The 26,288-nt window shown below is 46.0% G+C and carries 20 protein-coding genes and 1 pseudogene; 14 read left to right on the top strand and 7 right to left on the bottom strand.

From position 1 onward, the window contains the following. Window positions 1-213 precede the first annotated feature (213 nt). From ACX1CU_RS20670 to ACX1CU_RS20660, 3 genes are read left to right on the top strand one after another with little or no spacing between them, the layout of a single operon-like run. A complete protein-coding gene (locus tag ACX1CU_RS20670) occupies window positions 214-1,704 on the top strand; it encodes an aldehyde dehydrogenase (RefSeq protein ID WP_459400092.1) in 1,491 nt (496 codons plus the stop codon). Between the two features lie 27 nt (window positions 1,705-1,731). Next, a complete protein-coding gene (locus ACX1CU_RS20665) occupies window positions 1,732-3,171 on the top strand; it encodes an APC family permease (protein ID WP_459400091.1) in 1,440 nt (479 codons plus the stop codon). 14 nt (window positions 3,172-3,185) lie between these two features. Beyond that, entirely contained in the window at window positions 3,186-4,568 is a 1,383-nt protein-coding gene (locus ACX1CU_RS20660) for an aspartate aminotransferase family protein (RefSeq protein ID WP_459400090.1), read from the top strand. 51 nt (window positions 4,569-4,619) lie between these two features. Here ACX1CU_RS20660 and ACX1CU_RS20655 read toward each other — a convergent pair whose 3' ends face one another. Continuing rightward, on the bottom strand, window positions 4,620-4,841 hold the full coding sequence (locus ACX1CU_RS20655) for a DUF6500 family protein (protein WP_459400089.1): 222 nt from the start codon (window positions 4,839-4,841) through the stop codon (window positions 4,620-4,622). 169 nt (window positions 4,842-5,010) lie between these two features. Between ACX1CU_RS20655 and ACX1CU_RS20650 the strand changes: the two are divergent. After that, window positions 5,011-5,142: pseudogene (locus ACX1CU_RS20650) on the top strand (LysR family transcriptional regulator); the annotation flags it as partial. Window positions 5,143-5,337: 195 nt separating this feature from the next. On the opposite strand, the gene ACX1CU_RS20645 reads toward ACX1CU_RS20650, so the two are convergent. The 6 genes from ACX1CU_RS20645 to ACX1CU_RS20620 form a co-directional block, all read right to left on the bottom strand. Beyond that, window positions 5,338-5,766: a hypothetical protein gene (locus ACX1CU_RS20645; RefSeq protein WP_459400088.1), complete on the bottom strand. Its 429-nt coding sequence runs from the start codon at window positions 5,764-5,766 to the stop codon at window positions 5,338-5,340. A gap of 671 nt (window positions 5,767-6,437) precedes the next feature. Further along, window positions 6,438-9,467 (bottom strand): ATP-binding protein, encoded by a 3,030-nt coding sequence (locus tag ACX1CU_RS20640; RefSeq protein ID WP_459400087.1) that lies wholly within the window; start codon window positions 9,465-9,467, stop codon window positions 6,438-6,440. Between the two features lie 28 nt (window positions 9,468-9,495). Then, window positions 9,496-10,149, bottom strand: a complete 654-nt coding sequence (locus ACX1CU_RS20635; protein WP_459400086.1) for a response regulator — start codon at window positions 10,147-10,149, stop codon at window positions 9,496-9,498. A gap of 463 nt (window positions 10,150-10,612) precedes the next feature. Further along, complete coding sequence (locus tag ACX1CU_RS20630; protein ID WP_459400085.1) at window positions 10,613-11,140, bottom strand: helix-turn-helix transcriptional regulator; 528 nt, start codon at window positions 11,138-11,140, stop codon at window positions 10,613-10,615. 179 nt (window positions 11,141-11,319) lie between these two features. Next, window positions 11,320-11,823 (bottom strand): hypothetical protein, encoded by a 504-nt coding sequence (locus ACX1CU_RS20625; protein WP_459400084.1) that lies wholly within the window; start codon window positions 11,821-11,823, stop codon window positions 11,320-11,322. Further along, the gene (locus ACX1CU_RS20620) at window positions 11,820-12,578 is read right to left on the bottom strand and encodes a winged helix-turn-helix domain-containing protein (protein WP_459400083.1); all 759 of its coding nucleotides are present in this window, start codon (window positions 12,576-12,578) and stop codon (window positions 11,820-11,822) included. Before ACX1CU_RS20620 ends, ACX1CU_RS20625 begins: the two co-directional genes overlap by 4 nt. A 1,032-nt stretch (window positions 12,579-13,610) precedes the next feature. On the opposite strand from ACX1CU_RS20620, the gene ecpA reads away from it, so the two are divergent. From ecpA to ACX1CU_RS20570, 10 genes are all read left to right on the top strand, one after another. After that, entirely contained in the window at window positions 13,611-14,201 is a 591-nt protein-coding gene (ecpA, locus tag ACX1CU_RS20615) for a common pilus major fimbrillin subunit EcpA (RefSeq protein WP_459400082.1), read from the top strand. A gap of 69 nt (window positions 14,202-14,270) precedes the next feature. Continuing rightward, entirely contained in the window at window positions 14,271-14,936 is a 666-nt protein-coding gene (locus ACX1CU_RS20610) for an EcpB family pilus assembly chaperone (RefSeq protein WP_459400081.1), read from the top strand. A gap of 51 nt (window positions 14,937-14,987) precedes the next feature. Beyond that, a complete protein-coding gene (locus ACX1CU_RS20605; RefSeq protein ID WP_459400080.1) occupies window positions 14,988-17,522 on the top strand; it encodes a CS1-pili formation C-terminal domain-containing protein in 2,535 nt (844 codons plus the stop codon). Continuing rightward, window positions 17,512-19,197, top strand: a complete 1,686-nt coding sequence (locus ACX1CU_RS20600; protein WP_459400079.1) for a fimbrial adhesin EcpD — start codon at window positions 17,512-17,514, stop codon at window positions 19,195-19,197. Before ACX1CU_RS20605 ends, ACX1CU_RS20600 begins: the two co-directional genes overlap by 11 nt. Window positions 19,198-19,206: 9 nt before the next feature. After that, entirely contained in the window at window positions 19,207-19,866 is a 660-nt protein-coding gene (locus ACX1CU_RS20595; RefSeq protein ID WP_459400078.1) for a fimbrial biogenesis chaperone, read from the top strand. A 418-nt stretch (window positions 19,867-20,284) separates the two neighbouring features. Next, window positions 20,285-20,806 carry a fimbrial protein gene (locus tag ACX1CU_RS20590; protein WP_459400077.1) on the top strand — a complete coding sequence of 174 codons (522 nt, stop codon included), beginning with the start codon at window positions 20,285-20,287 and terminating at the stop codon, window positions 20,804-20,806. Between the two features lie 186 nt (window positions 20,807-20,992). Then, window positions 20,993-21,727 (top strand): fimbrial biogenesis chaperone, encoded by a 735-nt coding sequence (locus tag ACX1CU_RS20585; RefSeq protein WP_459400076.1) that lies wholly within the window; start codon window positions 20,993-20,995, stop codon window positions 21,725-21,727. Window positions 21,728-21,766: 39 nt separating this feature from the next. Further along, window positions 21,767-24,334: a fimbria/pilus outer membrane usher protein gene (locus tag ACX1CU_RS20580; RefSeq protein ID WP_459400075.1), complete on the top strand. Its 2,568-nt coding sequence runs from the start codon at window positions 21,767-21,769 to the stop codon at window positions 24,332-24,334. After that, complete coding sequence (locus ACX1CU_RS20575; protein ID WP_459400074.1) at window positions 24,331-25,530, top strand: fimbrial protein; 1,200 nt, start codon at window positions 24,331-24,333, stop codon at window positions 25,528-25,530. Before ACX1CU_RS20580 ends, ACX1CU_RS20575 begins: the two co-directional genes overlap by 4 nt. 81 nt (window positions 25,531-25,611) lie before the next feature. Further along, window positions 25,612-26,241 (top strand): LuxR C-terminal-related transcriptional regulator, encoded by a 630-nt coding sequence (locus ACX1CU_RS20570; RefSeq protein ID WP_459400073.1) that lies wholly within the window; start codon window positions 25,612-25,614, stop codon window positions 26,239-26,241. The last annotated feature ends 47 nt before the right edge of the window (window positions 26,242-26,288 follow it).

The following is a 26,288-nucleotide window of genomic DNA, read 5'->3' as shown; positions in this document are numbered from 1 at the left end:
AGCGCGATTCTGGCGGTAAAATATATCGGTGTCGCTCGATATATTTATTCATCATGGCTCATGCAGCTATTCTTAGCCTAATTCCCCCTGCTAAGTTTTTTTATCACTACTCACCATATTTTTACTGCTTTTCCCCAACCTGGTTGCCAGATAGCATCAACTGTCTTATTTAACACTAAATAAACATATTATTCACATGGTGAGGGGATAGGCATGTTTAATCTCAGCGACTGGCAGGAGCGAGCGGCTCGCCAAGGCTTCATCGATAAGGCCATTATTGATGGCCAACAGGTTGCCGCAAGATCGGGTATGACGCTTGATGTGATCAACCCGGCCACTAACCAGCTCTTGGCAAAAGTCGCCGCTTGCGATGAGCCGGAGGTCGATCAGGCGGTAGGTGCTGCGCGCCGCAGTTTCGAGCAGGGGGTATGGGCGCACCAGTCACCCGCAGAGCGCAAAAAGGTGCTGCTGCGCTTAGCTGAACTGATGCTGGAACATCGTGAAGAGCTTGCTCTGCTTGATTCACTGAGTATGGGCAAACCGGTGATGGACGCCTGGAACGTTGATGTTCCCGGTGCTGCTCAGGTGTTCTCCTGGTATGCCGAAAGCCTGGATAAACTCTATGGCCAGATTGCGCCGACGGCGCAGAACGTTCTGGCGACGGTGACCCGTGCGCCACTCGGGGTGATCGCCGCAGTGATCCCGTGGAATTTCCCGCTGGATATGGCGGCCTGGAAACTGGCCCCGGCGCTGGCGGCAGGCAACAGTGTGGTGCTGAAACCTGCCGAGCAGTCGCCGTTTTCCGCCTTGCGCCTGGCGGAGTTGGCGCTAGAGGCGGGGTTGCCCGCCGGGGTGTTGAACGTGGTGCCCGGCTTGGGCGAACGGGTAGGTAAAGCGCTTGGGCTGCACAAGGATGTCGATTGCCTGGTGTTTACCGGTTCAACTCAGGTGGGCAAGCACTTTATGCAGTATTCGGCACAGTCAAACCTCAAACAGGTGTGGCTGGAATGCGGCGGTAAAAGCCCGAATCTGATCTTTGATGATTGCCAGGATCTGCATCTGGCGGCAGAAAAAGCCGCTTTTGCCATTTTCTATAACCAGGGCGAAGTCTGCTCGGCCAACTCCCGCCTGCTGGTGCAACGCGCCATTCATGACGAGTTTGTCGAACGCCTGATCGCGCAGGCGGCTTACTGGCAGCCCGGCGATCCTCTCGATCCGCAGAGCCGTGCCGGTGCACTGGTGGATGCCCGCCATACCCAACGCGTGATGAGCTTTATTGAACAAGCCAAGCGCGACGGCGCTCGCCTGGTTTATGGCGGTAACCGCCTGAGCTGCAACGGCTCCAGCAACTTTGTGCAACCCACGCTGTTCACCCAGGTTGATGCCGATATGCACCTGTTTCAGGAAGAGGTTTTCGGCCCGGTGCTGGCGATTACCGCCTTTGATACGGAAGACGAGGCGATCGCCATGGCAAACGGCAGTGTCTACGGGCTGGCGGCTTCGGTATGGAGTGATGATCTCAATCGTGCCCACCGGGTGGCACAGCGCCTGAATGTAGGGACGGTTTCGATCAATACGGTCGATGCGCTGGATGTGGCCGTGCCCTTTGGCGGCGGTAAGCAGTCGGGTTTTGGGCGTGATTTATCTTTGCACTCGTTCGATAAATACACCCAATTGAAAACGACCTGGCTTCAGTTGCGCTAGCTCCCTGACAATGACGAGGGTAAAACGATGACTCAAAAAGCCAATCTATTATTAGACGCTATCCCCAAAGCCAGTCAGATCGCCGGGGCACGGCATAAAACGCTGGGCCTGGTGGCGTTACTGTCGGTCTCGATCGGTTTAGTGGTGTCACAAGGCGTGATGGTGTTGATGTTGCAGGCCGTCGGCATTGCAGGATTCGGTTTTATCATCCCGCTGGGGCTGGCTTATCTGCTGGCGCTCAGTTACGCATTTTCATTTTCTGAGCTGTCGCTGATGATCCCGCGCGCGGGCAGCCTGAGCAGTTATACCGAGGTGGCTATTGGCCAGTTCCCGGCGATCCTGGCGACGTTCTCCGGCTATATCGTGGTGGCGATGTTTGCGCTTTCTGCCGAACTGCTGCTGCTCGATATGATCATCGGCAAAGTCTTCCCTTTGCTGTCATTACCCCCGCTGACGGTCGCTTTCGGCATATTGGGCTTATTCACCCTGCTCAACCTGATGAATATTGATATTTTCGCTCGTTTGCAATCGTTGTTGGCGGTGGTGATGCTGGTGGTGCTACTGCTGTTAGGCCTGAGCGCCATCAGCCATGAACAGGCACAGCCCTTGACCAATCTGCTGGCCAATAGCCCGGTAAACCCACTCGGTTGGGGCGTGTTGACGCTGGTTGCCATGGCAATTTGGGGATTCGTCGGTGCGGAGTTTGTCTGCCCGCTGGTGGAAGAAGCCCAGCGCCCAGAGCGCGATATCCCACGTTCGATGATCATCGGTTTGAGCGTGATTTTCTGCACCATTGTGATTTATTGCCTCGGCGCACTGTTGATGATCCCGCCCGAGGAGTTAGCCACTAACGGCTTGCCACATTACCTGTTTGCCACGGCGGTGTTTGGCGAAACGGGCCAGATCTTCCTGGTGACCGCTGCGGTCACCGCCACCTGTAGCACCTTGAATTCCTCGCTGGCCACCATTCCTCGCATGCTGAGCGGGATGGCGCAAAATGGGCAGGCGTTCCCCTGCTTCAAACGCCATAGCGCCAAAACGGGTTCTCCTTGGGTTTCGGTTCTGTTTGTTGCCAGCATTACCGGGCTGCCGCTGCTGTTGATGGAAAACGATTCTATCAACCTGCTCCTAAGCGCTGCCGCACTGGCTTGGCTGCTGGCTTACATCATCACCCATATCAATGTGCTGGTGCTGCGCAGACGTTATCCCGCTCGGCACCGGCCTTTCCGTACCCCGTTTTACCCACTGCCGCAGGTGATTGGCATCGTCGGTATGTTGTATGCCATCGCGAATATTTCACCTTCAACCGAGCAAGCGATACAGATCTACCAGGTGGCAGGAGTGGTTCTGGGGCTGGTTTCACTGATTGCGGTGTTATGGATCAAATTTGTGATGCGTAAACCCTTGTTCAAGCCAGAGCCGCTGGTACATGCGCCGCAGCCTAACGTCGATACTCATACTATGTGAAAGGATAATCGCCAATGAATATGCAAAGTAACCACAAGCGTGCAACCCGTGACTATCAGGAACTGGATGCGAGCCATCATATCCACGCGTTTCTGGATCAAAAAGTATTGAATGCCGAAGGCCCACGGGTGATGGTGAAAGGTGAGGGGCTCTACCTTTGGGATAACGATGGCAACCGTTATCTGGATGGCATGTCGGGCCTGTGGTGTACCAATCTTGGCTATGGGCGTGAAGACTTGGTGGCTGCGGCGACTCAGCAGATGCAACAACTGCCGTACTACAACATGTTCTTCCACACCACGCATCCAGCGGTGGTGGAACTATCAGAAATGCTGTTCAGCCTGCTGCCGGGCCATTACAGCCACGCTATTTATACCAACTCAGGCTCTGAAGCCAACGAAGTGCTGATCCGTACTGTACGCCGTTACTGGCAGGTGGTCGGGCAGCCGAAAAAGCGCATCATGATTGGCCGCTGGAACGGTTACCACGGTTCTACGCTGGCCAGCTCGGCGATGGGTGGGATGAAGTTTATGCATGAAATGGGCGGCATGCTGCCGGAGATCGCCCATATTGATGAACCTTACTGGTACGCCCACGGCGGCAATATGACGCCCGAGGAGTTCGGCCGCCGCTGTGCCTTACAGTTGGAGGAGAAAATCCTCGAACTGGGGGCCGAAAATGTGGCCGGGTTTATCGCCGAGCCTTTCCAGGGCGCGGGCGGGATGATCTTCCCGCCAGAGAGCTACTGGCCGGAGATTCAGCGCATCTGCCGTCAATATCATGTGCTCCTTTGTGCCGATGAGGTGATCGGCGGTTTTGGCCGCACCGGAGAATGGTTTGCCCATCAGCATTTCGGCTTTAAACCCGACACGCTGTCGATCGCCAAAGGGCTGACCTCAGGGTATATCCCGATGGGTGGTCTGGTGCTTTCCCACACCATTGCCGAAGCGCTGGTGGAAAAGGGTGGGGTGTTCGCGCATGGGCTGACCTACTCGGGCCACCCGGTTGCGGCCGCGGTTGCGTTGGCGAATCTCAAGGCGTTGCGTGACGAAGGGATCGTCAGCCAGGTGAAAAAGGATAGCGGGCCATATCTGCAAAAAGGGCTGCGTGAGATCTTTACCCATCACCCGCTGATCGGCGAGATCCAAGGCACTGGCATGGTGGCCGCATTACAGTTTGCCGAGGATAAAACCCGCCGCCAACGTTTTAGCAATGAAAGCGATATTACCTGGCGTTGCCGAACCTATGGTTTTGAAGAGGGGGTGATTATCCGTTCCACCGCAGGGCGGATGATCATGGCGCCAGCGCTGGTGGCGAAGCACGGTGAGATTGACGAACTGCTGGAGAAAACCAAACGCGCGGTGGATCGTACCGCGCGCGATCTGGGGCTGATGTGATGGCTCAATAAGCGATAAGCCGCTGAGCAGGGCGGCTTATCTTTCCTGACACTATTCCCCCATCGATTCGACCAGTGCCTTTATTTTCACCGCCTTCTCAAAGTGATCCAGCTTCATGTCTTTGATCCACCAACTGGCGGCTTCCATCAGCAGTTCAGGATCGTCATTTCTGTTGGCAAAAAAGGCATAAAACGAGAGCCCAACGTTATCTCCCTTCGTACGGATTTTCTCATCACAAACCTGGATAATTTTGGTTCTTAACGTTTTTCTCATGGTTAATCCTCAATACGGAAGATGGGCTTATTGTTGAACGCTGCTATTTTTCAGAGGCATCTTTAGCCTTGCTGCTTGAGTAAATGAAGCAAAAAGCTATATCCAAGCAGGCGCGTCAGCGAGAAGTGGATTGCCTCGTTACCTTGATTGGATGTCTTATTGTGAGGTGGCAATCAACACTGAGCCACAGCATATCGCCATGGTTTATCCCAATGCACGTCATCCTGTTCTCAATTTCCGATCGGTGATTGATTATGTTGGAGAGGTTTATGGCGTACCACTTTACTGGCGGTTTGATTGATGCCTGGTTTGCTGGTATTCCGGGGCGTTCACAACGGCGGGTTATCGCCGTTGTGAAGATGAAAATTAAGGGAAATAGGCGACGAGTGCGTCCTGATATTGTTATCCACTACCGTTAGATTGAGGTAAAAACTGAGTGACACTATTCCCTTTTATATAGGGAGCCAGCGTGATTCATTTTTAGACTGCCCCATTTTTATGCAAGAGTAGAATGACATCCGGCATTTGAGTGAGTCATCACTTCCAGTAACAAGGTGGGCAGCGCATGCAGTGTTACGGAGCTGTCAACCCGCTCCAAAGCGTGGGCCGACAGAAAAGGCATTCTGGGTAGGATGGCGATGCTCTCTGGGTCATACAGTAGCAGAGTAGGGCAATGGAGTCCTTGGTGGCAAAGAGTGCTATCAAAGGCATGCCAGTCGTCAACTAACAGCAAAGGTGTGACATGTACCACCAGGATTGCCACACCAGAAGAGGCAGAAAGCACCTGTTGTGCCTGAACGGCGGTGGCGACCGCGAATACCGCATCCAGCGGGTGTAAAGGACGTAGGTTATTAAGCACCGTGCACAATCCGGCGCGTGTAAAGACGCAGGGGGAGAAAATCACGGCCTGCTGTTTACTGCCCATCTACATATCCTTTTGCCTGTAATTGATTAGACTGATTGTGTATGGCAATAGCCTCTGTTTATTCGAAAGTGCTCGCCCCCACTTATCTTGCATCACTACAGTGCATCGGGAGTGCATTTTTTAGTCATTTCTAAACTTTCTAAACGCCTAAATCAATGATAAAATTCAATCAAGCAATCTAATTTATGGTGATTAAGTGGTGTATCATGCTTTTATTCTGATGATTAATGGTTTTTAAGTGAGGTTTTTAAATCAGTTAATGAACTAATGAATCTAATGCACAATAATAGCCGGTAATTAATTTTTTTTATGGCTTATTCTTAATCTGAAATTTTCATCTGGATTGGTATAGGCATGAAAATAATGGGCGCTGAATGTGCGAGGAGAGCATCAAAAGAGGGGCTAATTTATCAGGAATGCAATAGTTAGCTAATCTGTTTATCTGGCGGTAAAAAATCCATTAATATTTTTACTGGCATGGAACCCCCTGAATATCTGCTCTTGATTATGCTACATATTTATCTGATCTATATTGTGGAGAGGTTGGCTATCAAGCCAGTTCTCAGACCACAACTGAAGTTGCATTCATTAAAGTACGTAGGCATACGTATGACAGTACTCTGACATTGTAGTCGTGATATGCCTTCTATGCGAATCTGTAGGCCGCCAATTTATTCTAGGATGCGATATCCCAGCTTGTTTACCTGCTGGTGAAAATCCTCGAACTGTTGCAACAAAAATGTCATGGCCTGTGAGATTGCAATGGGGTCTGGTGTATTTTCGTTACACAGCGCGTCTAATTTATTACAGGTAATCACAATGTCATCTTGATGAATAAAACTGAATGGACCTTTGATCCTATGGATAGTTTCGGACAGCAACCGCCAATCTCCATTCTGCTGATGACGTTGTGCTTCGAGCCGATCGGCTAACGTGCTCTGCCAAAGTGACTGCAAGAATAACGTGACTGCCGGTTGTTGATTTGCCAGTGCTGCCAGCAAGCGCTGCTGCAAACTCTGGGGCAGGGAAAGTTCGGTGGTAAGGATCGAAGGGGACAGACAAAACTGTGGCAATATCTCAGCCCATTTGAGCAGACTGATTGGCTTACGTAAACAAAGGTCCATTCCCGCCGCAATGGCTTGATCAAATATTTCAGGTTGTACAAAGGCAGTTAAACCTATGATCGGGATCCTGACTTCCTCAAGAGCCATTTCACGTTGGCGTATTTTTTCTGCCAATGCCATTCCTGACATTCCAGGCATAGAAACATCCGTAATCATTAAGGAGAATCTATTCTCAGCTATCAATTCCAGAGCTTGCTCCCCGTGACTGGCGGTTGTGACCTTGGCACCTAACTGCTGCAATTGAGTAGAGAGCAATATCCTATTAGCAGAGTGATCATCAACGATGAGTATTGGGGTCAGTTCAGGCAATGGCGGTGCTACTGCGGCAGTATCAATCGGCAAAGAGCGCTTAACGGGGTCTGCAGTGGGAAAAGTGACGCAGACATGCAGTTGCGTACCTTTGCCCAGTTCGCTGGTCAGCGTAATGGTGCCTCCCATCATCTCCAATAGGTTTTTGCTAATGGTTAAACCCAAACCGGTACCACCAGTATATTTTGCCGTTTCCTCAATCTGGCTAAAGGGGGAGAACAATATGGGGAGGTCGGCTGTGGCAATGCCTATACCGGTATCACGGACTGTGAATGCCACTGTGACAGAAGTGCTATCAGGTTTTCCATTGACCGTGCATTCCAAGGTAATCTTACCCTGCTGAGTAAACTTAACCGCATTGGATAATAGATTGGCTAAAATCTGGCGCAATCGTAAAGGGTCCGCCAGTAGCCAACAATCTGTCGCATTGCCTTTGAGCTCCAAAATAAAATCAAGGCCTTTACTCCGGGCCATAGGAGAAAACATCCGTTCTAACAATCCAAGCTGTTCAGACAGATAGATTGGCTGTGGCTGCAAGACCATTTTCTCCGCTTCGATCTTGGATAAATCCAGAATATCGTCAATCAGCATTAATAAATGCTGTGAAGACTCGTTGGCGATCGTCAAGGCATTACGCTGTTGCAGCGTTAACTCATTACCGTGTAGCTGTAATTCCAACATACCAATGATCACATTCAACGGGGTACGAATTTCGTGACTCATTGTAGACAGGAATGTTGACTTGGCACGATTGGCTTTATCGGCCACCTCCTTAGCCTGGCGCAGCGCAACTTCAAGTCGCGTGCGTTCGCTGATATCTAGCCAACCACTTAGCAGACCTACAATTTCGCCAAGGCTATTAGAAAAAGGAATGCTCCAGGTATATAAATGGTTGGTTTCATGTTCGGCCGTCAAACTTAAATCTTTAAAGCACGCCTTGCCCGTCTCCCTCGATTGATGGTAGATCTCAGTGAGTTGAGCGAAAAAATGTGGATACTCATGAGATATGAATGGAGTAGGATCCTCTATGTCAGAGGTGGGGATCTGTAAAAAATCAATAAAGGCTGGATTACCCTGCTCTATTTTATAGTCAGATTTCACAACAAACATTGCCAACGGTAAGTTATCAAACAGTACTCGTTGGAAAGCCAGCTCGTCCAGCAACTTTATTTCTGAATGTCTTCTTTTAGCTATCTGTACCCACAATAGTTTAATCCAGATTAAGGAAGTGAAAATAATAATAAAAACAACGACAGCGCCCACGAAAAATGTATTCTGATACCTCAGAAATGGTGTATCAGGGTGAGAGGGAGTGGTATCGTATTGCTGTTTAAATTCAAAGTAATTTGTTGGCAAGCTAAGTATTAATTTATTCATTATACTCAGTAGTTCAGGTTGGTTTTTAGCCACACCGATACTGTAAGGAATATACTGTGGGTTCTTATCAAATACAGGCCCGTCAATCACCAGTTCATTCGGGTAGTTTTGTGATATTTCATATCTTGCGAGAGTAAAATCAGCGATAACCGCATCGACATCACCTTGCATTAATAGATTTAAGGCATCTGTGGTTTTTGATTGCAGTGTCATATTCACCTGAAAAGTCTTGAGGTTATCCAGTAATATGCGCTTAGGTGATGCTGTTAATGCAATAACCTTTCCCTTTAATGCCGCCGTACTCTCAAAATGTGGCCCTTCTTTACGTGAAATGATGACCAGCAATGAATAATTGTAGGGTACTGTGAGCCGCATTAAGTCAGATTGTTCGTTAGATAATTTATTTACATAGGGTATAAATGTGCTTTTACCTTGCTGGATATCAACGAACAACTCTTGCTGCGTACGCCTTAATCGCCCCTGAAACACGACCCCAATTCGCTGTCCCAAGTCATTAAGTTTGTCAGCAGCAAACCCTGCGGGCATTCCTGAGGCTGAGGAAAATGACAATGGCGTTTCATCATTCTGCATACTGTAATAAACGAAAGGATGAGATTTTATCCAATTTTTTTCATCCTGACTAAAAAGAATCTCTGGCTCTACTTTCTGAGTGTTGTTAAACAATGGAGGTTTATTTTGCGGCGGCAGTCCTGGAGAGTTTAATGAATAGGACTCTTTTCTCACACCGGATAACAAAGGGGATTGCTCTACAGTTTCCACTATAGCTATAGAAGGGTTTTTTATCGCAGAGGTAGCTCTTGCCCTAAAAGTGAAGCATTCACTCGCAATAATTAAAGCTATAAAAAATATTTTAATATTAGCTCTATTCATAACATGCCGTCCATATGAATATATTAAATCAACCTCCATTGATTAATCCATTAAGTATGGCGAATGAAGCTATCTCTACTGAGCTGTTAAGATTAAGCTTTCTTTTAATGTTCAACTTATGAGTGCCGACTGTTTTTTCACTTATATTTAATGCTATTGCGATATCTTTGTTCCCGCGACCTCTAGCCAGGGCAAGAAAAATAGTTAATTCACGGTGCGTTAACTTTTTCAGAATATCGTTGCTTTCGGATTTTTTACCTTCCTTTCTTAATTGAGGGCTGGAAGGAAAACAATTATACCCAGAGAGCACGGCTCGTATCATGCTCAATATTTCTTCCGTAGTACAACTCTTACTGATATATCCATTACATCCGATCGAAGCCAGTTTATCAGCATAAATACGTGGTTCATGACTTGACAAAATTAAAATCTTTGAGCTTGTTGCATGCTTTTTAATGTTAACAACAAGGTCAAGACCATCGACATCGGGTAAAATTAAATCAAGGATGATTAGGTCAGGCATTAGCTGTTTAATAACCAGCATACCTTCTCGCCCATTACTTGCCTCACCAACAATATCAATGTTTTTTTCTGTTGCTAGAATGGTTTTAAGTGCAAACCGCATTGATGGGTGATCCTCAATAATCACTATCGACTTATTCAACTGAGCGTCAAGAGTCATGATGCTACTCCAAGATAGAGTCATATGTAATAAAGATGAGTATTGATTGATAGTAAATGACTTATTTTTTAATGGTTATTATCATTGTAGTTCATCTATCAAATTATGTTTAATTTTTTTAATTAATGCTCTAGAATAGGCTCGAAATCCCTTTGTTGAGTGAACGCCTGTTGTGAAATTTTCATCCTGTCGACCAGGCTCTGCATGCAGTAAGATTTTATGTGGCTGAGTTTGCCATTGCACGCATTCAGCAACAAAAATACCAGAGTATCTATAGAGAAAATGGCCTGATGTTTTTCCATAAAGGCAGGCCTAACTTTGGGGGGAGGGAGTATCATAGTAATTTCAGGAGGTAAAATTTATCTTGCCTTACCACATAATTCGATTACTTGCCCTATTCACTTCTTAAACCGTGTTTATATCTTCGGGCCACACTTTTAATGTCAAAAATAAAGTCAGCAATTTAAAGCATATGTAAGTGAGATAGTGTTCTAACACCGAGTTTTTTTAAAGCGCTTTCCTGGTGTGTATAAATTGTTTTTATATTTACCGCTAATAAGCGACTCAGACTGTATACTTCCATTCCTTGTAGCCTGTAGCTTAAAACGGTGGCTTCTTTATTGGTTAATGACCACATTTTTGGGGTTTTCAATGTGATATTCCCTTTGACAATATTCTTAATGTAACTGTCATCCACTTTGCAGGGTAAAAATGAAGAAAAAAAATGCGTGTTCATCAGTACGTTTCTTTTGTAGGGGAGTAAAAATGCACTGACCGATAAATAATCGAGCATCACTAATACTGATGTAGTGAAATTAAACTCCTCTGTGGCTATCATAAATATATCATCATCTTTTATAACAAAGCTTTCACTTAAACGCATCATCATTCTAATTGTAATAAGTTTAACTGAAAATCCGAATTCCTCTTCGACAATTCCATTGACGCCAGCATAGAAATACATATTGTTTGAAAATAAGTAAACATTCAACTTAATACCTGCCTGAAATATTTCAGTTAAGATTTTTGCGCCAATAATTTTAAACGCTATTATATATTTCTATGTGGCAAAGAACACACAACTCATTCGAGTATCAATGGTTTTTCATACAATCAACTCGAGGTGTATATAAAGATACACTAAAATATATTGTAATATTTTCATGGGAATTATCTATCTATGCAGATCATTATTGGGGAGTTCAAGTTCCCAATCAAATAACCATTTGCCAGTAATTTTTTAAAATTTAAAATACGTACGGGTTGAGAGTGATCACCGACAAGATATTTTTCAACGATACCTGGAGGTGACTGGTCATGCTCAAGAGAAAGACTATTGATAGCGTGAATAGTCAATAACTGAGTCTTATCGGTTGCATCTTTTAAGTCATGCTTGATATTCAACCGCTTGGATACGGGATAAGTGTCTCCTTGCCATTTAATAATGCCTGATACTTCTAGAAACCCGTAACCATTATTACTCAGATGAATATTTAAAATGCCATTAATAATAGGTCCAGATGAGGTATTATCTGATAAGTTAAAGTTGATATTAGATGCACAGGATAAAACGTCTTCCTTTTTCTCATCCAGCCAACTAAATGTATAGCCGAAAAATAAAATAATAATCATACCGAAAAATATTAGTGAAGATGCTTTTTTAATAACCTTCACTCGACACCTTCCAGATAGTAATAATTATCACACATATATAGATGATTTTTATTAATGTCACAAATAGAGAAAAAGTCTCTATTGGCTCTTATATATTTTTTGCCCTTTTCTTGAGAGTTGGCAATGACAACCTTGCCATCATTACAATCTATTTTCTCATTTTTAACAAAGGTATTAGCGTGTGCTATTAATCGTGTTGACTCAATGCTAGATAACTTTTCAAGTGAAAAAACCTTACACTTACCAACATCTCCAATATGAATGAGCGGATCTGATTCACCAGAGTGTAGTAATAGGAAAGATAATGAAAAGGACAAAATAGTCCCGAATAAAATGGCCCCTCCCCATTTTACTGTATTTGACATACTTTTATTAGCAACCTCTGTACAGGCATAACCCTCAGTTTTATCCGGTACAATCTCCTCAGAGAAAAACGCAATGCTAGTCCCCTGTCTAAGGCTTACCCCTACTCTCGGAGTGGTAACAATCAAATCGCTCATCCCCATTTCTTTAAAGAATTTCCTTAAATAACTGAGGTTGTTATTTATACTGGCGATAGACGCATCGACCGAACACTCTTTCCATAGGTAGTCATGAATTTCCTGCTTTGAAACAGCCTCGGTATTCAAGGTGACCAATAAAAAAAGTACGCGATCCGAGATTAATGATAGTTTAAATTCTACTGATTCTGATGTGACATGATAAAGCCCATGACCAGGAATAAAAACAATTGTGTCATCTATAATGTATTTCACTCTAACTCCATGGATATAACCACTACTTCTAACACTGTCTTACATAACACCCATTATGTAAGACAGTGTTAGAACTTGCAGTTGTTAGATAATATCTTTACAGCCCCGTTAGGTAAAAATCATCTTATCGTTAACAATCTAATCGTTCTTCCTTGCAGTACAGGTACGGTTCAAGTGAGTTCCCGACAATTTGTCCTACTATTACTTCTGGCAGTAATTGATAATCTAACTTGCTTAATTTTTTTACATTCTATTGTTTTTTCATGAGAGCGGAAAACAGTCTTAGTTCCCTCATTCATGATACTAAGATAGAACTTTATTGTGTATATATTTCATTGTCATATAAAAAAGCGGTTTTTAATCCTGAAAAATTAAATAAATTATATATATAATATTGAAAAATAATAGTAATTAAGCACGATAAATTGGCTCATATAGGATAAAGCAAATCACACAAATCCCACAAATCAGGTTAACGATTTGACCTGCAGCAATAGAGTAGATAATACAGGCAGGTAACTCGTCATAATGGCAAAACGACTTTTCGATGGTTATGCCATTGGTTAACTAATGCTCGCCACGAGAAGTTGTCTGAATGTCAGAGAGATGGCATCTCCATCCTATAAAGCCCTGGTCGTATAGTGAATGGAAAGCTCAAAAACTAATCTGTGTTTTTCAACGCAATCTCAACGTCTCTTTTGTTAGTCGCGAACCGTGAGTGATACATCACGGTGAAGCCTGATATGCGGTAGGTGGAGTCAATGTTTTCTATGGAAAACCTTAATTAATTATAATTATCAGAATTAAAAACTTAATTTAAATGAAGTAAGGAATTACGGTTATTTCTTTGATTGATGTGGCTAAGATATTTCTCGTCAACTAGGCCAGCTAAAAAATTCATGCAAGAGGTTGGCTGATGGCATCTCTTCCGCCAGCGATACCAGGGTTTCTTTATTGGCTGTCAGAAGAAAAAGGACACGTCACTCTTAAGAGAGTGGCATCACAATTTGTTAAGTTGAAAGGAATTTTGACATGAAGAAAATCGCGCTGGCTCTGGCTATTGTTTCTACATTTGCCGCTGTTAGCACTGCCCAGGCAGTTGATGTGACTGCTCAGGCTTTAGCGACCTGGTCTGCCACTGCCAAGAAAGATACGACCAGCCAACTGGTTGTTACTCCGATTGGCAGTTTGTCTTTCCAATACGCTGAAGGTATCAAGGGCTTTAACAGTCAGAAAGGTCTGTTTGATGTCACTATCGCAGGGGACACAGCAGCTACCGACTTTAAATTGACCTCAAGAGTGGTTGCTAACACCTTGACCCAATTGGATACCTCCGGTTCAACTCTGACCGTTGGCGTTACTTACAACGGCGCAGTGGTAGATACAACGAATGAAACCACCATGATTGACACTGCCAGTGGTGCTTTGGGTGGCAACCTGAGTGCGTTGTCCAATACTTTCGATCAGGCAGGCCGCGCCAGTGCACAGGATCAGTTCACCTTCAGCATCATCGGTGCGACAACCGACGGTACCAGTGATGTGACTGACTACAGTACGCTGCCAGAAGGTATCTGGAGTGGCGATGTGAGCGTCGAATTTAACGCCACCTGGACTGATGCCTAACTTTTTCTCACTAATAAAGCAGGGGCATTCCCTGCTTTATTTCTTCGTATCAGCTATATGGAATAACGAATGAAACGTATCCATTTTGCCGTTTCACTCTTGCTACTATGCCACTCTGCTATGGCACTGGATGTAGGCGATATCAGTTCATTTATACCAAGCGAACAATCACAGTTAAGCAAAGAAATTAAAAACACCACTGATAGCGGCAGATTGGTCAATATCAAGATTGAACGTATATCCAGTCCGTTAGACTCCGGTACCGCGATCCCGATGGCCACACCGGACGAAATATTACTGACACCGGCCAGCATGGTATTGCCAGCTAATGCCAAGGATGTGGTCCGTTTTTACTATAAAGGCCCGAGCGATGACCAAGAGCGCTATTACCGCATTATCTGGTTTGATCAAGCGCTCAGCGAAGCTGGGCAAAATTCGTCTAAGCGTAATGCGGTAGCCACCACCTCAGCACGTATCGGCACTATTTTGGTAGTGTCGCCACGCCAGGACAAATTTAACTATCAGTACAACCATGGCCGTATCAAAAATACCGGTAATAGCACGTTTAAGTTGGTTGCCTATGGTCCTTGCCGCGACCAGAAAACGGCTAATGACTGCAAGGAAAACTATTTTTTGATGCCGGGCAAGGAGCGCACTTTAAGCAAAGTGAATACCGAGGATAAAAAAGGCCACGTGGGATTGTGGCACGGTGAGCTGTTCATTCCTGTCAAATAAACTTGATAACACGCCAGGGATGGAACCATCAGAATATTCAAGGATCTGGATATGAAACGAGCGTTGGATCAGGTGCTATTGCACACATTGATTACCGCTGGAGTGACTGTCTTACCGGCGGTAATAATACCCACTCAGTCAGTGATGGCCGCAGAGTTGGCGCAAATTAATGGTGTACTGATCCCGCAGACGTTTGCGCTGGCGCTGAATGAAGGGATGAGCATTCCCTTGATGTTGCACTTCGATAAAAACAGTACCGCCAAAACCGATCAGCGTATCGGCCACGCATTTTTGTTACTGGACAAGGGGCAATTGAAAATCCGCCAGATCGTGTTAGAAGACAACGACGATGGTACGCAATTAGCCATCGCCACCATCAAACAGATCGATGCGTTGCAAAATGCGGCATTCGACAAACAGTTACGCATTCAGCTTGCAGAAGATGCCTGGTTGATGCTGGATTTCCGTCAGCTCAATCTGCAACTGATCGTGCGTGAGTCGGCAATAGGAACAGCGCTGCGCGCGCGCTCCAGCGATATCGGCGCCTCCAGCGTTGACAAAATCAGCAGCACGCTGGATTACAACCTTGGTGTGTATGACAACCGTAAAAAAACCAGTGAAGGTTTTACCTCCAGCTATCTGTCACTCAACAGTGTGACCGCGTTGCGTGAACATCATATTGAGGTTAATGGTTCGCTGTATGGCATAGGTAGCAGCAATGAGAATGTTACGATCTACAAGGCGATGTATGAACGTGACTTCGCAGGCCATCGGCTGGCGGCTGGCATGCTCGATAGCTGGAATTTGCAGTCATTAGGACCGGTGACCACGATCAACGCCGGTAAAATCTATGGTTTGTCCTACGGCAACCGAGCCAGTTCAACCCAGTTTGACAACTCGCAGTCGTTGACGCCGGTGGTGGCGTTTTTGTCTTCGGCTGGCGAAGTGCATTTATCGCGAGATGGTCGCTTGCTGAGCGTGCAGAATTTCACCATGGGCAGCCATGAGGTAGATACCGGCAATCTGCCATACGGTATTTATGACATCGAAGTTGAGGTGGTGATCAATGGCCGGGTGACTGAAAAACGCATGCAACGGATTAATAAACTGTTCAGCCCAGGTAGCGCGGCCAATGCACCTCTGTCATGGCAGGTCTGGAGTGGCCTGATACATATGGATGAGTGGCGAGGTGAAAACAACCGCCAGGAGTTCGCTCAGGACTCGTACCTGATCGGTGCCTCTGCCACCGCCAACGTGCATCAGACGAATTGGGCGCTAGCGGGTTATTCTTTCAAGCGCAATACGGTGGCGGAAGGGCGCATCGTGGTACCGATGAGCGAAGTATTCCAGTTCACCGCGCAGAATATGGTCGCCACAGATAACTCATGGAGCCTGATTGTTAACGCCAGCGCTCGCCTCCCTGGGGGATTCAGCTCTATCTGGGTTAACCAGGAAAAGCGGGTGATCGGTAATAGACTATTGCAAAACGACGTCTATAACCGTGCCTGGGGGGGAACCTTGAATCTGGGGACGATAGTGCCTCACCTGGGTAGCTTGAGTGCCAGTTATAACAACGACAAAAAAAATGGCAGTCATTACTACAATATCGATTATTACCAAACGCTGTATTCCGGGCGCTTTGGCTCACTGGGCCTGCGTACAGGCATACAACGATTCAGTAACAATAATTCCAACCCTAACACGGGTAAATATATTGCTCTGGAATTCTCGCTGCCGTTGGGTAATTGGTTCAGCGCCGGTTTTTCCAATCAGAATGGTTACACCACGGCAAACCTGGCCGCCCGTAAAGAGTTCAGTGATGGCGCGATTCGCAGTGTGGGCGCCAACGTTTCAAGGGCTATTTCCGGCAATACCAACTTGGATAAAAGCTTTAATGGCGGCGGTTACGCGCGCTTTGATACCAAATATTCAACGGGCACGCTCAACGTCAGCAGCTCTGCAGACGGTAACGTCAATAGCAACCTGACTGCCAGTGGCAGCGTGGGGTGGCAGGGACGCAATATTGCCGCCAGCGGACATAACGAGGGTAGTGCCGGGGTGATCTTCAATACTGGCATTGAGAATGAAGGGATGCTCACTGCACGGGTTGATGGCCGTAACGTCAAGCTGACCGGTAATAAAAACTATGTGCCTTTATCGCCCTATGCTCAATATGAGATTGAGCTGATGAACAATAAAAACTCGGCGGAAAGCTTTGATATTGTCACCAAACGCAAAAGTAAACTGACGCTCTATCCCGGCAATGTGGCGGTAATTTCACCAGAAATCAAACAGATGGTCACAGTTTTTGGCCGTATCAAGGCCGAAGACGGCACATTACTGGCTAATGCTTATATCAAGAACCATATCGGCCGAACCCGCACCGACGAGCAAGGCGGATTTATTATGGATATCGACAAAAAGTTCCCGGTGATCGACTTCACCCATAGCGGTAATCAAACCTGTGAAGTAGGACTAGACCTGAGTAAGGCGCAAGGGGCGATCTGGGTCGGTGACGTTGTCTGTAACGGGTTGAAAACCTACGTCAGCAGTCGGCAGGCCGAGGAGGTTGGTTATGAAGGCTAAGTTATGGCTAATCGCTGCACTATGTGGGCTATGGTGGTTTTGTGGGGCCGCGAATGCGGTAACCGTCGAGAACCGGGCTGCGGCCGCCCCGATGACATTTGTGTTTGTCGAAAACAACAACGATAACAACTTCTTCGTTACTCCAGCCGCTGGCCTGGATCCGCGCTTGACCGGGGCTAACCAGTGGACTGGGTTGAAATCTGGCAGCTCTGGTACTCATTATCAGCAAAGTCTGGGGTATATCTCCAGCGGATATAATGACGGTCTGCTGTCGGCGGTGCCTAACTATTATTTTGATATGTGGCTGGAAAATGGCCCGGTTGCCAACCCGTTGCTTGGCCTGCGCTGTATCAACTGGTACACAGGCTGCAATCTTGATACCAGCCTGATACTGCCAGCACTTACCGATAGCAAGGGGTTTTATGGCGTACGAGTTCCATATCCTAATGCCGGGATGTGGATGCAAGGGATGATGTCACCCAGTTTTTATTCGTACCTGCAACAAATGGCGCCAGGTGCCAGCTTCAGCATGCAAGTTAACGGTTGCCAGACCAGTATCCCCTACGATGCCACTAAAGGTGGTCGTTGCAAGGATCAGACTAGCGGTCTTTGGAACGCCCGCACCGTTACCCACAAGAAGGGGGCGCATCTGCGATTTATCAATACCGATGCGGTGTCGGAAGTGTTTATCAACAGCAATGGCATCCCCACCCTTGGTGAGGGCAATGCCGATTGTAAAACTCAGACCATCGGATCGGGTCTTTATCGAAGAGATGGTGTGATGTGCAAAATGGTCACCTACACGTTGCAAACCGATGGTAGCGTCAGCAATACCTCGATCAACGTGTTCCCGTCGATCAATAACGTGCCACTGGGGGCGGCGATGACTGCGTTACCCCTTAATGGCATATACGATCTGCAATATAGTCTTGATGGCAACACTTGGCGACTCAACTACAACAATAACCTCGGCTACGTCTTCGACCAACTGAAAAACAGCCATGCTATTTATGTGTTCTTTTCCAGTAATTTTTTCCAACAGATGGTAAAGCTGGGTATGTCAGATAGTGGTATGCAGGATCTGATCAACTTCCGCTTTTATAACAGCACCTCACCGGAGTCTGGCTGGTATGAGTTTTCCGCCTCTACCCAGTTGATCATCAAGCCCCGTGATTTCGGTATCAGCATCATTTCCGATGATTTTGACTACCAACCGCAACGTGAAGGTTATGTTGGCCCCACAGAACCCCCGTTGGAGTTTGGTTATGTTGTCACCACCAGTGGTAAAACCGCCGCAGACCAGGTACAGATTATGGCGACCGGCCCCACTCAAACCATCAATGGTCACAATTACTGCATTTTCTCTTCCGCTGATGGGGCTACACGAGTCCCGTTCCCGGCGATACTGAGTATCACAACCAGCAGCGGTGCGCAGCAGGCATATGCCGCCGGTTGCGACAGTCAGTGGCACGACATGACCAATGCATTATGGAATAGCACTCCCTGGAACGATATTTCTGGAGATGTCGGGATTTTGAACAAAACCAAGGTGAAATTCAGCATCCCGATGAATGATAGAATTTCGCTGAAAGCAGTAGACGGCAGCGGCTGGTATGGGGACGTCAGTGCCTCTGGAGAGATCCATGTTAAAGCAACCTGGCGTAATATTAATTAGAGAGCATGTATGAGAACTCTACTGTTTTGGCTGTGTTATCTACCCTTTACCGCCATGGCAATTAATGTTGGCTCACTGACTTTTGCGATGGGGCAGGATAAGAACTTCACCGCCAAGCGCGTGCTGAATAACAATAAAAGTGCACGTTTCTACCAGGTGACTATCCGCGCCATCGATCGCCCTGGGGAGCATGAAATCAATAGCCGACCCGCGGATGGTGAACTGTTGTTTGCGCCTAAGCAGTTAACGCTGCAGGCCGGGCAAGCCGAGTATTACAAGTTTTTCTATCGTGGCCCGCAGGACAGTCGCGAGCGATACTACCGGGTTTCTTTCCGGGAAGTACCAACTCCGCCACCTGCGGTACTGCGCCGGCAAAAGGCTGGCGCTAACCTGGAGCCGATTGTGGTGATGGATACCATTCTGGTGGTGCGCCCAAGGGAGATCAATTTTGCCTACAAGCTAGACCCTCAGCGTGGCATTTTGACTAACAGCGGAAATACCTACTTCAAGCTACTACTCAAGCCGGGTTGTAACAGTAGCGATGAAGAGGGAAACACCTTTTACCTGCGTCCAGGGGATAGCTTGGTCAATCCGGCGATCAAGCAGCAAGGTGAGAAATTTATTATCTATAGTGGCCGCTTTATTAGCCTTGATAAGAGCTGTGTTTAATAAATTGTGTGATCGTGATAACCCGTGAAGAATCAATGATGGACAGAGTAAATCGTATTACAGTATACCTATTATCCTGTACTCCAAGTATCAATGCTTATCAATGAATATGAGGATAACTGGTGCATAAGTAAGAGAGCAACAGTAATGCACTTATACGGCAAGACATTACTCCGATTATTAACTAAGTAATTTCTTAGGTAAAATCAGGAAAAGGCCCACCATAAAATGGGTGGTTCATAGCTATACACAAATAGGACAAGATAACTATTATAGTCAGGCATTCAAGGTTAAGTGCTTTCCGCTTTATCAGAATGCTGGGTCTTTAATATTCCATAGTTAACTACGGAATTACTCATATGAATATGATCTAGTCAATAGATTATAGGGAATTTTACTTCAATAAATGGTATTTAAAATGAAAAAAATTGCATTAGCACTGTCATTCATCTTAGCGGGCGTCTCTCATTTTGCAACTGCTGCAGATGGTCAGATTAAATTCACCGGTAACATCACTGCAAATACCTGCTCCATTAACGGTGGAACGCCTGGCCAACAGCAAGTCCCTCTTGGCGATGTTCCAGCGTCATCCCTGGCAGCTAGCGGGCAGACTGCTGGTGCGAAAAACTTTTCATTGGTACTGACTGAGTGTACCGGTGGAACTACTGCGGTTGCCGCTCGTTTTGAATCTATTGCGCTGGGTACCCTTGCTGGCCGCCTGCTTCTGGACTCATCATCTGTAGCCGAAAACGTTGAAATCGCACTGTATGACAGCATGGGTGTACCACAGCCGGTCAACGGCGCTATTCCAGCGTCAAGCTATGTTACGCTGACTGGCGGTAATGCGACGCTGGAGTACGTGGCATCCTTTTATGCCACCGGTGAAGCCACCACAGGGGCTGCAAACTCAGAAGTCTCTTACACTCTGTCCTATCAGTAAAAGAGTTAATTTATTATAGAGGGGGGAATCCCCTCTCTATACTCACAATATTCAAGTTGCATAACGGCGGCAAACTTGTGAGCTCTCAGCAGCATAGTCAACTATGTAAGTGGGGGGCTCGCATAGCCAATATAAGGCAATATGAAGCATGAATAATATATTCACTTAGTTATACATGAGAGTAATATGAACAAAAGAAAATTATCTGCAATTCTAGCGTTAGTATTCAGTAGCTACGCAACCTATGCACAGGCAAGCGTTATTTTGCACGGTACGCGTGTTATTTTTCCTGGCGATAAACAAGAAGTTTCCTTGCGCACTGAAAATGATAATAATCTACCCGTTCTAGTACAAGCCTGGGTTGATGATGGTAATTCAACCATGTCAGCCAAGATGCCTAAAACGCCATTTGTTATTACGCCGCCAATGTTCCGCATGGAGCCAAAGCAGGGGCAGACGTTACGCATAATTTATAATGGCAGCATATCTGTTAAAGACAGGGAGTCGGTATTTTGGGTGAATGTTTTTGAAATTCCACCAACAGATGCCAAGAATAGAGAAAACAGTTTGCAACTGGCATTTAGAAGTCGGATAAAGCTGTTTTATCGCCCAGCAGAACTCGCGACGCCAAAAACAGACGATTTGGCTAAACAGATGCAGTGTACTGGCAAAAAAGAGAGTTCACAGATGCTGGCGTTAAGTTGTAAGAACCCATCACCTTACCACTTATCATTCTCTCAGGTTAACGTTATGGTGAATAATAAGCCAGTAATGGTTTCATTACAGAGTTTTGGCATGATCGCCCCCTTCGGTTCCCTGAGTACTAAAGTTAAAGTACCTGAAAGTACACAGCCAGTGACATTAAGCTATTTTCTCATTAACGATCAAGGCGGAGCAAAGGAATATAGCGCAACGCTTTAATGAACCACTTCACTTTATATAAGGATACATTATCTTCCTATGGATCGGCTAAGTAAAGAAAACGCCAGTGATAACACTAACTCAACAACTAAAGTTGTTCTGGCTTTATTGTTAGTCAATATGCACCTGGGAGAGTCGGCCTGGGCCGCTGATACAACAGAATTATCACAGGGCAGTTCAGAGGGCCAGTCATACTTATATAACTCGAGTTTTTTAGTGGGTTCAGAAACGGTTGATGTCGCGCGTTTTGCCTATGGCAATGATATTACACCGGGTAGCTATAGTATGTCTATCCTGGTTAATAAAAAGCTTGTGGGTAATGTAACCCTGCTTATTAAAGATATTGCCGACAAAAAAGTGGTCTGTTTGAGTAAAGAACTCATCAGCTTGTTGGATATTAAAGCTGATAGCAACTCTGTTGCTTCAGAGCACGACGGTTGTGTATTACTGGAGTCACTGATCCCTACAGCCAGCTATGTGATAAACATACCCGATCTGGCAGTGGATTTTTCTATCCCTCAGGCTTACTTGCAACGTCAGTCTCAAGGGAGCGTTAGCCAAGAACTGTGGGATGCCGGTATTAATGCGGGGTTTATCAACTATAATGCAAACTATTATGAATCCCGAATTAACGGTGACCCGCGGTCACTCACCAATACTAACTTTTTTACTGTATTCAATAGTGGTATCAACTTGGGTTTATGGCAACTGAGAAATAACTCCAACTACAGTACCAGTAATAATGGCATTAGCAAATGGACAACGTTGAACAGCTATCTACAGCGCCCATTACCCAGCTTTAAAGGGCTGTTGGTTGCCGGTGAGTATAATACTTCCGGGCAATATTTCGATAGTCTGAGCTTTCGCGGCATCCAACTTGCTTCTGATGACCGTATGCTGCCAGCCTCACAACAGGGATTTGCACCTGTCGTGCGTGGCGTAGCCCGTACCAACGCATTGGTGCAGATCAGTCAGCGCGGTGTCTTGCTGAACAAAACAACCGTAGCCCCCGGTGCTTTTGAGATTGATGATCTGTACCCTACAGGATTTGGTGGTGAACTGGATGTTGTTGTTACAGAAACTGATGGTACGGTACAGACATTCTCTGTGCCTTATTCTTCGATAGCATCATTGTTGCGTGAAAATAACTCCCGTTATTCCGTCACCGCTGGCCAATTGAATAATCAGATTTTACGCGACAAACCGACATTTGTGCAGGCACTCTATTCCCGTGGGTTATCCAATCGTGTAACAGCCTATACGGGGAGTCAACTGTCAGAAAATTATAAGTCTGCCGTCGTGGGTTCAGCCTTCAATACCGGTCTGGGTGCACTGGGATTAGATATTACTGGCTCATCGGCAAATTTGCCCTCGGGTAATAGCCGAGGCTGGAGTGTGAAAGCCTCTCACAGTAAGCTTTTTGAAGCTAGCCAGACGTTTTTATCACTGGCGACCTATCGATACTCTGATAAGGGCTATTATGGTTTTAATGAAGCCGCACAGCAGCGAGAGCAGGGTTATAACCATATTCTACGGCAGAAAGGGCGTTTTGAACTGGCAGTTAATCAACAAGTTGCAGATTACGGTAACCTATTCATATCTGGTTCAATCGTTTCACATTGGGATAAGCCAGGCTCGTTTAATAACTATCAGGCCGGGTACTCCCTTATGGTAAAAAACATTAATATTGGCGCTTCTATTTCGCGAACCAATAATAATGCTGGTGAAAGTGAAAACCAGTACATGCTGACATTCAGCGTGCCCTTTGGTAATGAACGTAATGGATACCATAGTGTTAACACTAATCTTAATACCAGTAGTGATGGTTCATCGCAAACTACTTTAGGTCTGAATGGCTCACTGGGTCAGGACAATGCGGTTAATTATGGATTATCGGCCAGCTCTGATTCGCGCAATCAAACTTCCGTGTCCGGGAACATGGCAAAAAGATACTCCCAGGGTCAAGCCTCAGCGTCAGCCAGCCAAGGAAAAAACTTCCGCCAATATGCCTTGGGGATGTCCGGTTCTGCGGTGGTTCATTCTGGTGGGCTGACTTTGGGGCAATATGCGGCAGAGTCTATGGCACTGGTAGAAGCCAAAGATGCCGCCGGTGCCAGAGTAGAAAATATTCCAGGCTTAACTATTGACCGTTTTGGTTATGCGATTGTGCCTTATCTTAGCGCCTATCGCAGCAATACTATTAATATCGATCCGCAAGGCATGTCTGAGAATACTGAACTTTTAAGCAGTGGCAGCAAAGTTGTGCCTTACAGTGGCGCAGTGGTCAAAGTGAAATTCGATACCCGTGCAGGCAATAAGGCATTCATCGAAAGTACTACACCAGACGGTGAGCCTTTACCTATGGGGGCTGTGGTTACGGATGAGAATGGCAATAGTATCGGTATGGTTGGTCAGAGTGGAATTATGTATGCCAGTGGCTTAAATGATAATGGCCTGTTGCTTGTCACTTGGCGGTCTGATTTAACCGGTCAGTGCCAGATTCGTTATCATTTCGCTAAAGAGAAACAGGCTGACAAAACTAGCGGTATTCGCCAATTGGCCCTGCCATGCAAAGCCGTGAAACAAGCGACCAGAGAGCAAAAATGAAACTATTTCCCTTGAAATTTATACGTAATGAACGTGCGATAAGATTATTGCTTATCACACTGTTGTCTGGCCTGTTACCGCAACAGGCACTGGCCGTTCGCGCCTGTGTTTTTACTCCGGGTATCCCCGCGCTGAGTCCTAACGTAGAGATCCCCTCAGCTGAGGGTATTGTTGGCGTCAATGACGGTAAATACCCTAGCCCAACTAATACTACCTATGCCAACACGACCTCGAATTCCGGCAGTGCCTCATGGAGCCTGACCTGTACGGCCCCGGTGCAGGTTACCCCGGTATTACAAACTCACCTGGCTCCAGATACACGCTATACCACTAAAGGTTATCCGAATATGCAGATGACCACGGCTTTTGGTAACGGTAACTATTATTATTCGACGGAAATGTGGTACACCAGCCCGGCCGGGCAGAAGACTTGGTTTACCGGTGCTCCAGGTACTAATACTCTGGGCACACCTTTTATTCTGGCGGCTAACGCAACACCAACAAATCCGGTGGTGATTACCATGCGGGATCTCGGGGTGCAGAATGTGGGTTTTCAGGGGTATCAGTCGGCTAATGCCGCAGCCGGTTCGTTTAACTGGGGAACAGGCGGGCTTCTGCACTATATGCGATTTCGGATGGTTAATTATACCAGCAGCGACAAAACCGTTTATGATGACTTTTATTTCGCCTTATATGTTGACCACGTAAATTTTTCGGTGCGCACCTGTGGCATCGTTTCCAGCGATCTGTATAAATCAGTGAACATGGGTAACCGGGTTTCCTCCGATTTTGCCAGTCAGAGTGTAGGAGCAACCACGTCACCGGTACCATTCCAGATCGGTTTGCGCTGTCTGCCGAAAACAGCGGTTACCTATCGAGTCAATGCCAATTTACCGGATACCATCCATGATCCTAGCAATACACGCGGGCTGATCGCATTAAGCGGCACGAATGTGGCAACAGGTTTTGCTCTTCAACTCAACGCGTTACCTTTTGGACAGTCCAGCGGCCAATATCAACCAGTTAAATTTGGTGTGGCCAACACCTCTGCTGCACTTGCCGTTGGTGATGCGGTGGGTAGCGTGACCTCGGATGTTATTCGATTTACGGCTAACTATTATAGAACAACTAATGCACAGAGTTCCCGAAGTGGAACTGCAAATGCAACGGCAACTATTGATATCAATTATCAGTAAAGAGTTCAAAGGAGTTAGCTGTTCCTTAACAAAATCAGTGACTGTTTATTTTTAAGTGATATTTTTGCAGAGAATGTTTTTATGAACACTATGAATACAGAGCTTAACTCATCAGTATATATTATTGATGAGCATCCTATAGTCCGTGATTCTTTAGCGATGCTAATCAGCACCCGATTAGGCATGCGGGTTTCCGGTGGCTCTGAAAATAATTCAGATCTTTTTGTGGAGATCGCTAAAGAAAAACCAGGGTTGATTATCACTGATATGAACATGTCAACCATGAAGGTGATTGCCAATATCAGAAGGGAATATGTAAAAACTAAAATACTGGTTTACTCGGGAAGGAGTGAGGGAGTTTACTCACGTAGGGTTTCTCAAATGGGAGCCAATGGTTTTATTTCTAGAAAATACTCATTTGAAATTTTGCTGAATGCTATCAACTTGGTTTTTAACGATATTAACTGCTTTCCAAATTACAATCATGATAATGAAGAGGTTCATCCTGGTGTGTTTGGCCAGCTTTCAAAACGTGAGGTTTCTATTGCGATCGCTTTAACTAAAGGCCTTAAAAACCATGAGATATCAAAATTTTTCAATATCAGCGAAAAAACAGTAAGCTCTCACAAGAGAAATATATTAGGAAAGCTGAAAATAAATAACGTAATAGACCTGGTTGGCTTGCTTGAAGTTAATAATTTCATTGACTAAGAGTTAGGTTTAGAAAACGAATACGTTGAGCATAAAATGCAGGTCAT

This window comes from Serratia sp. D1N4 (genome assembly GCF_054552755.1).
This window is presented reverse-complemented; position numbering and strand designations above follow the sequence as displayed.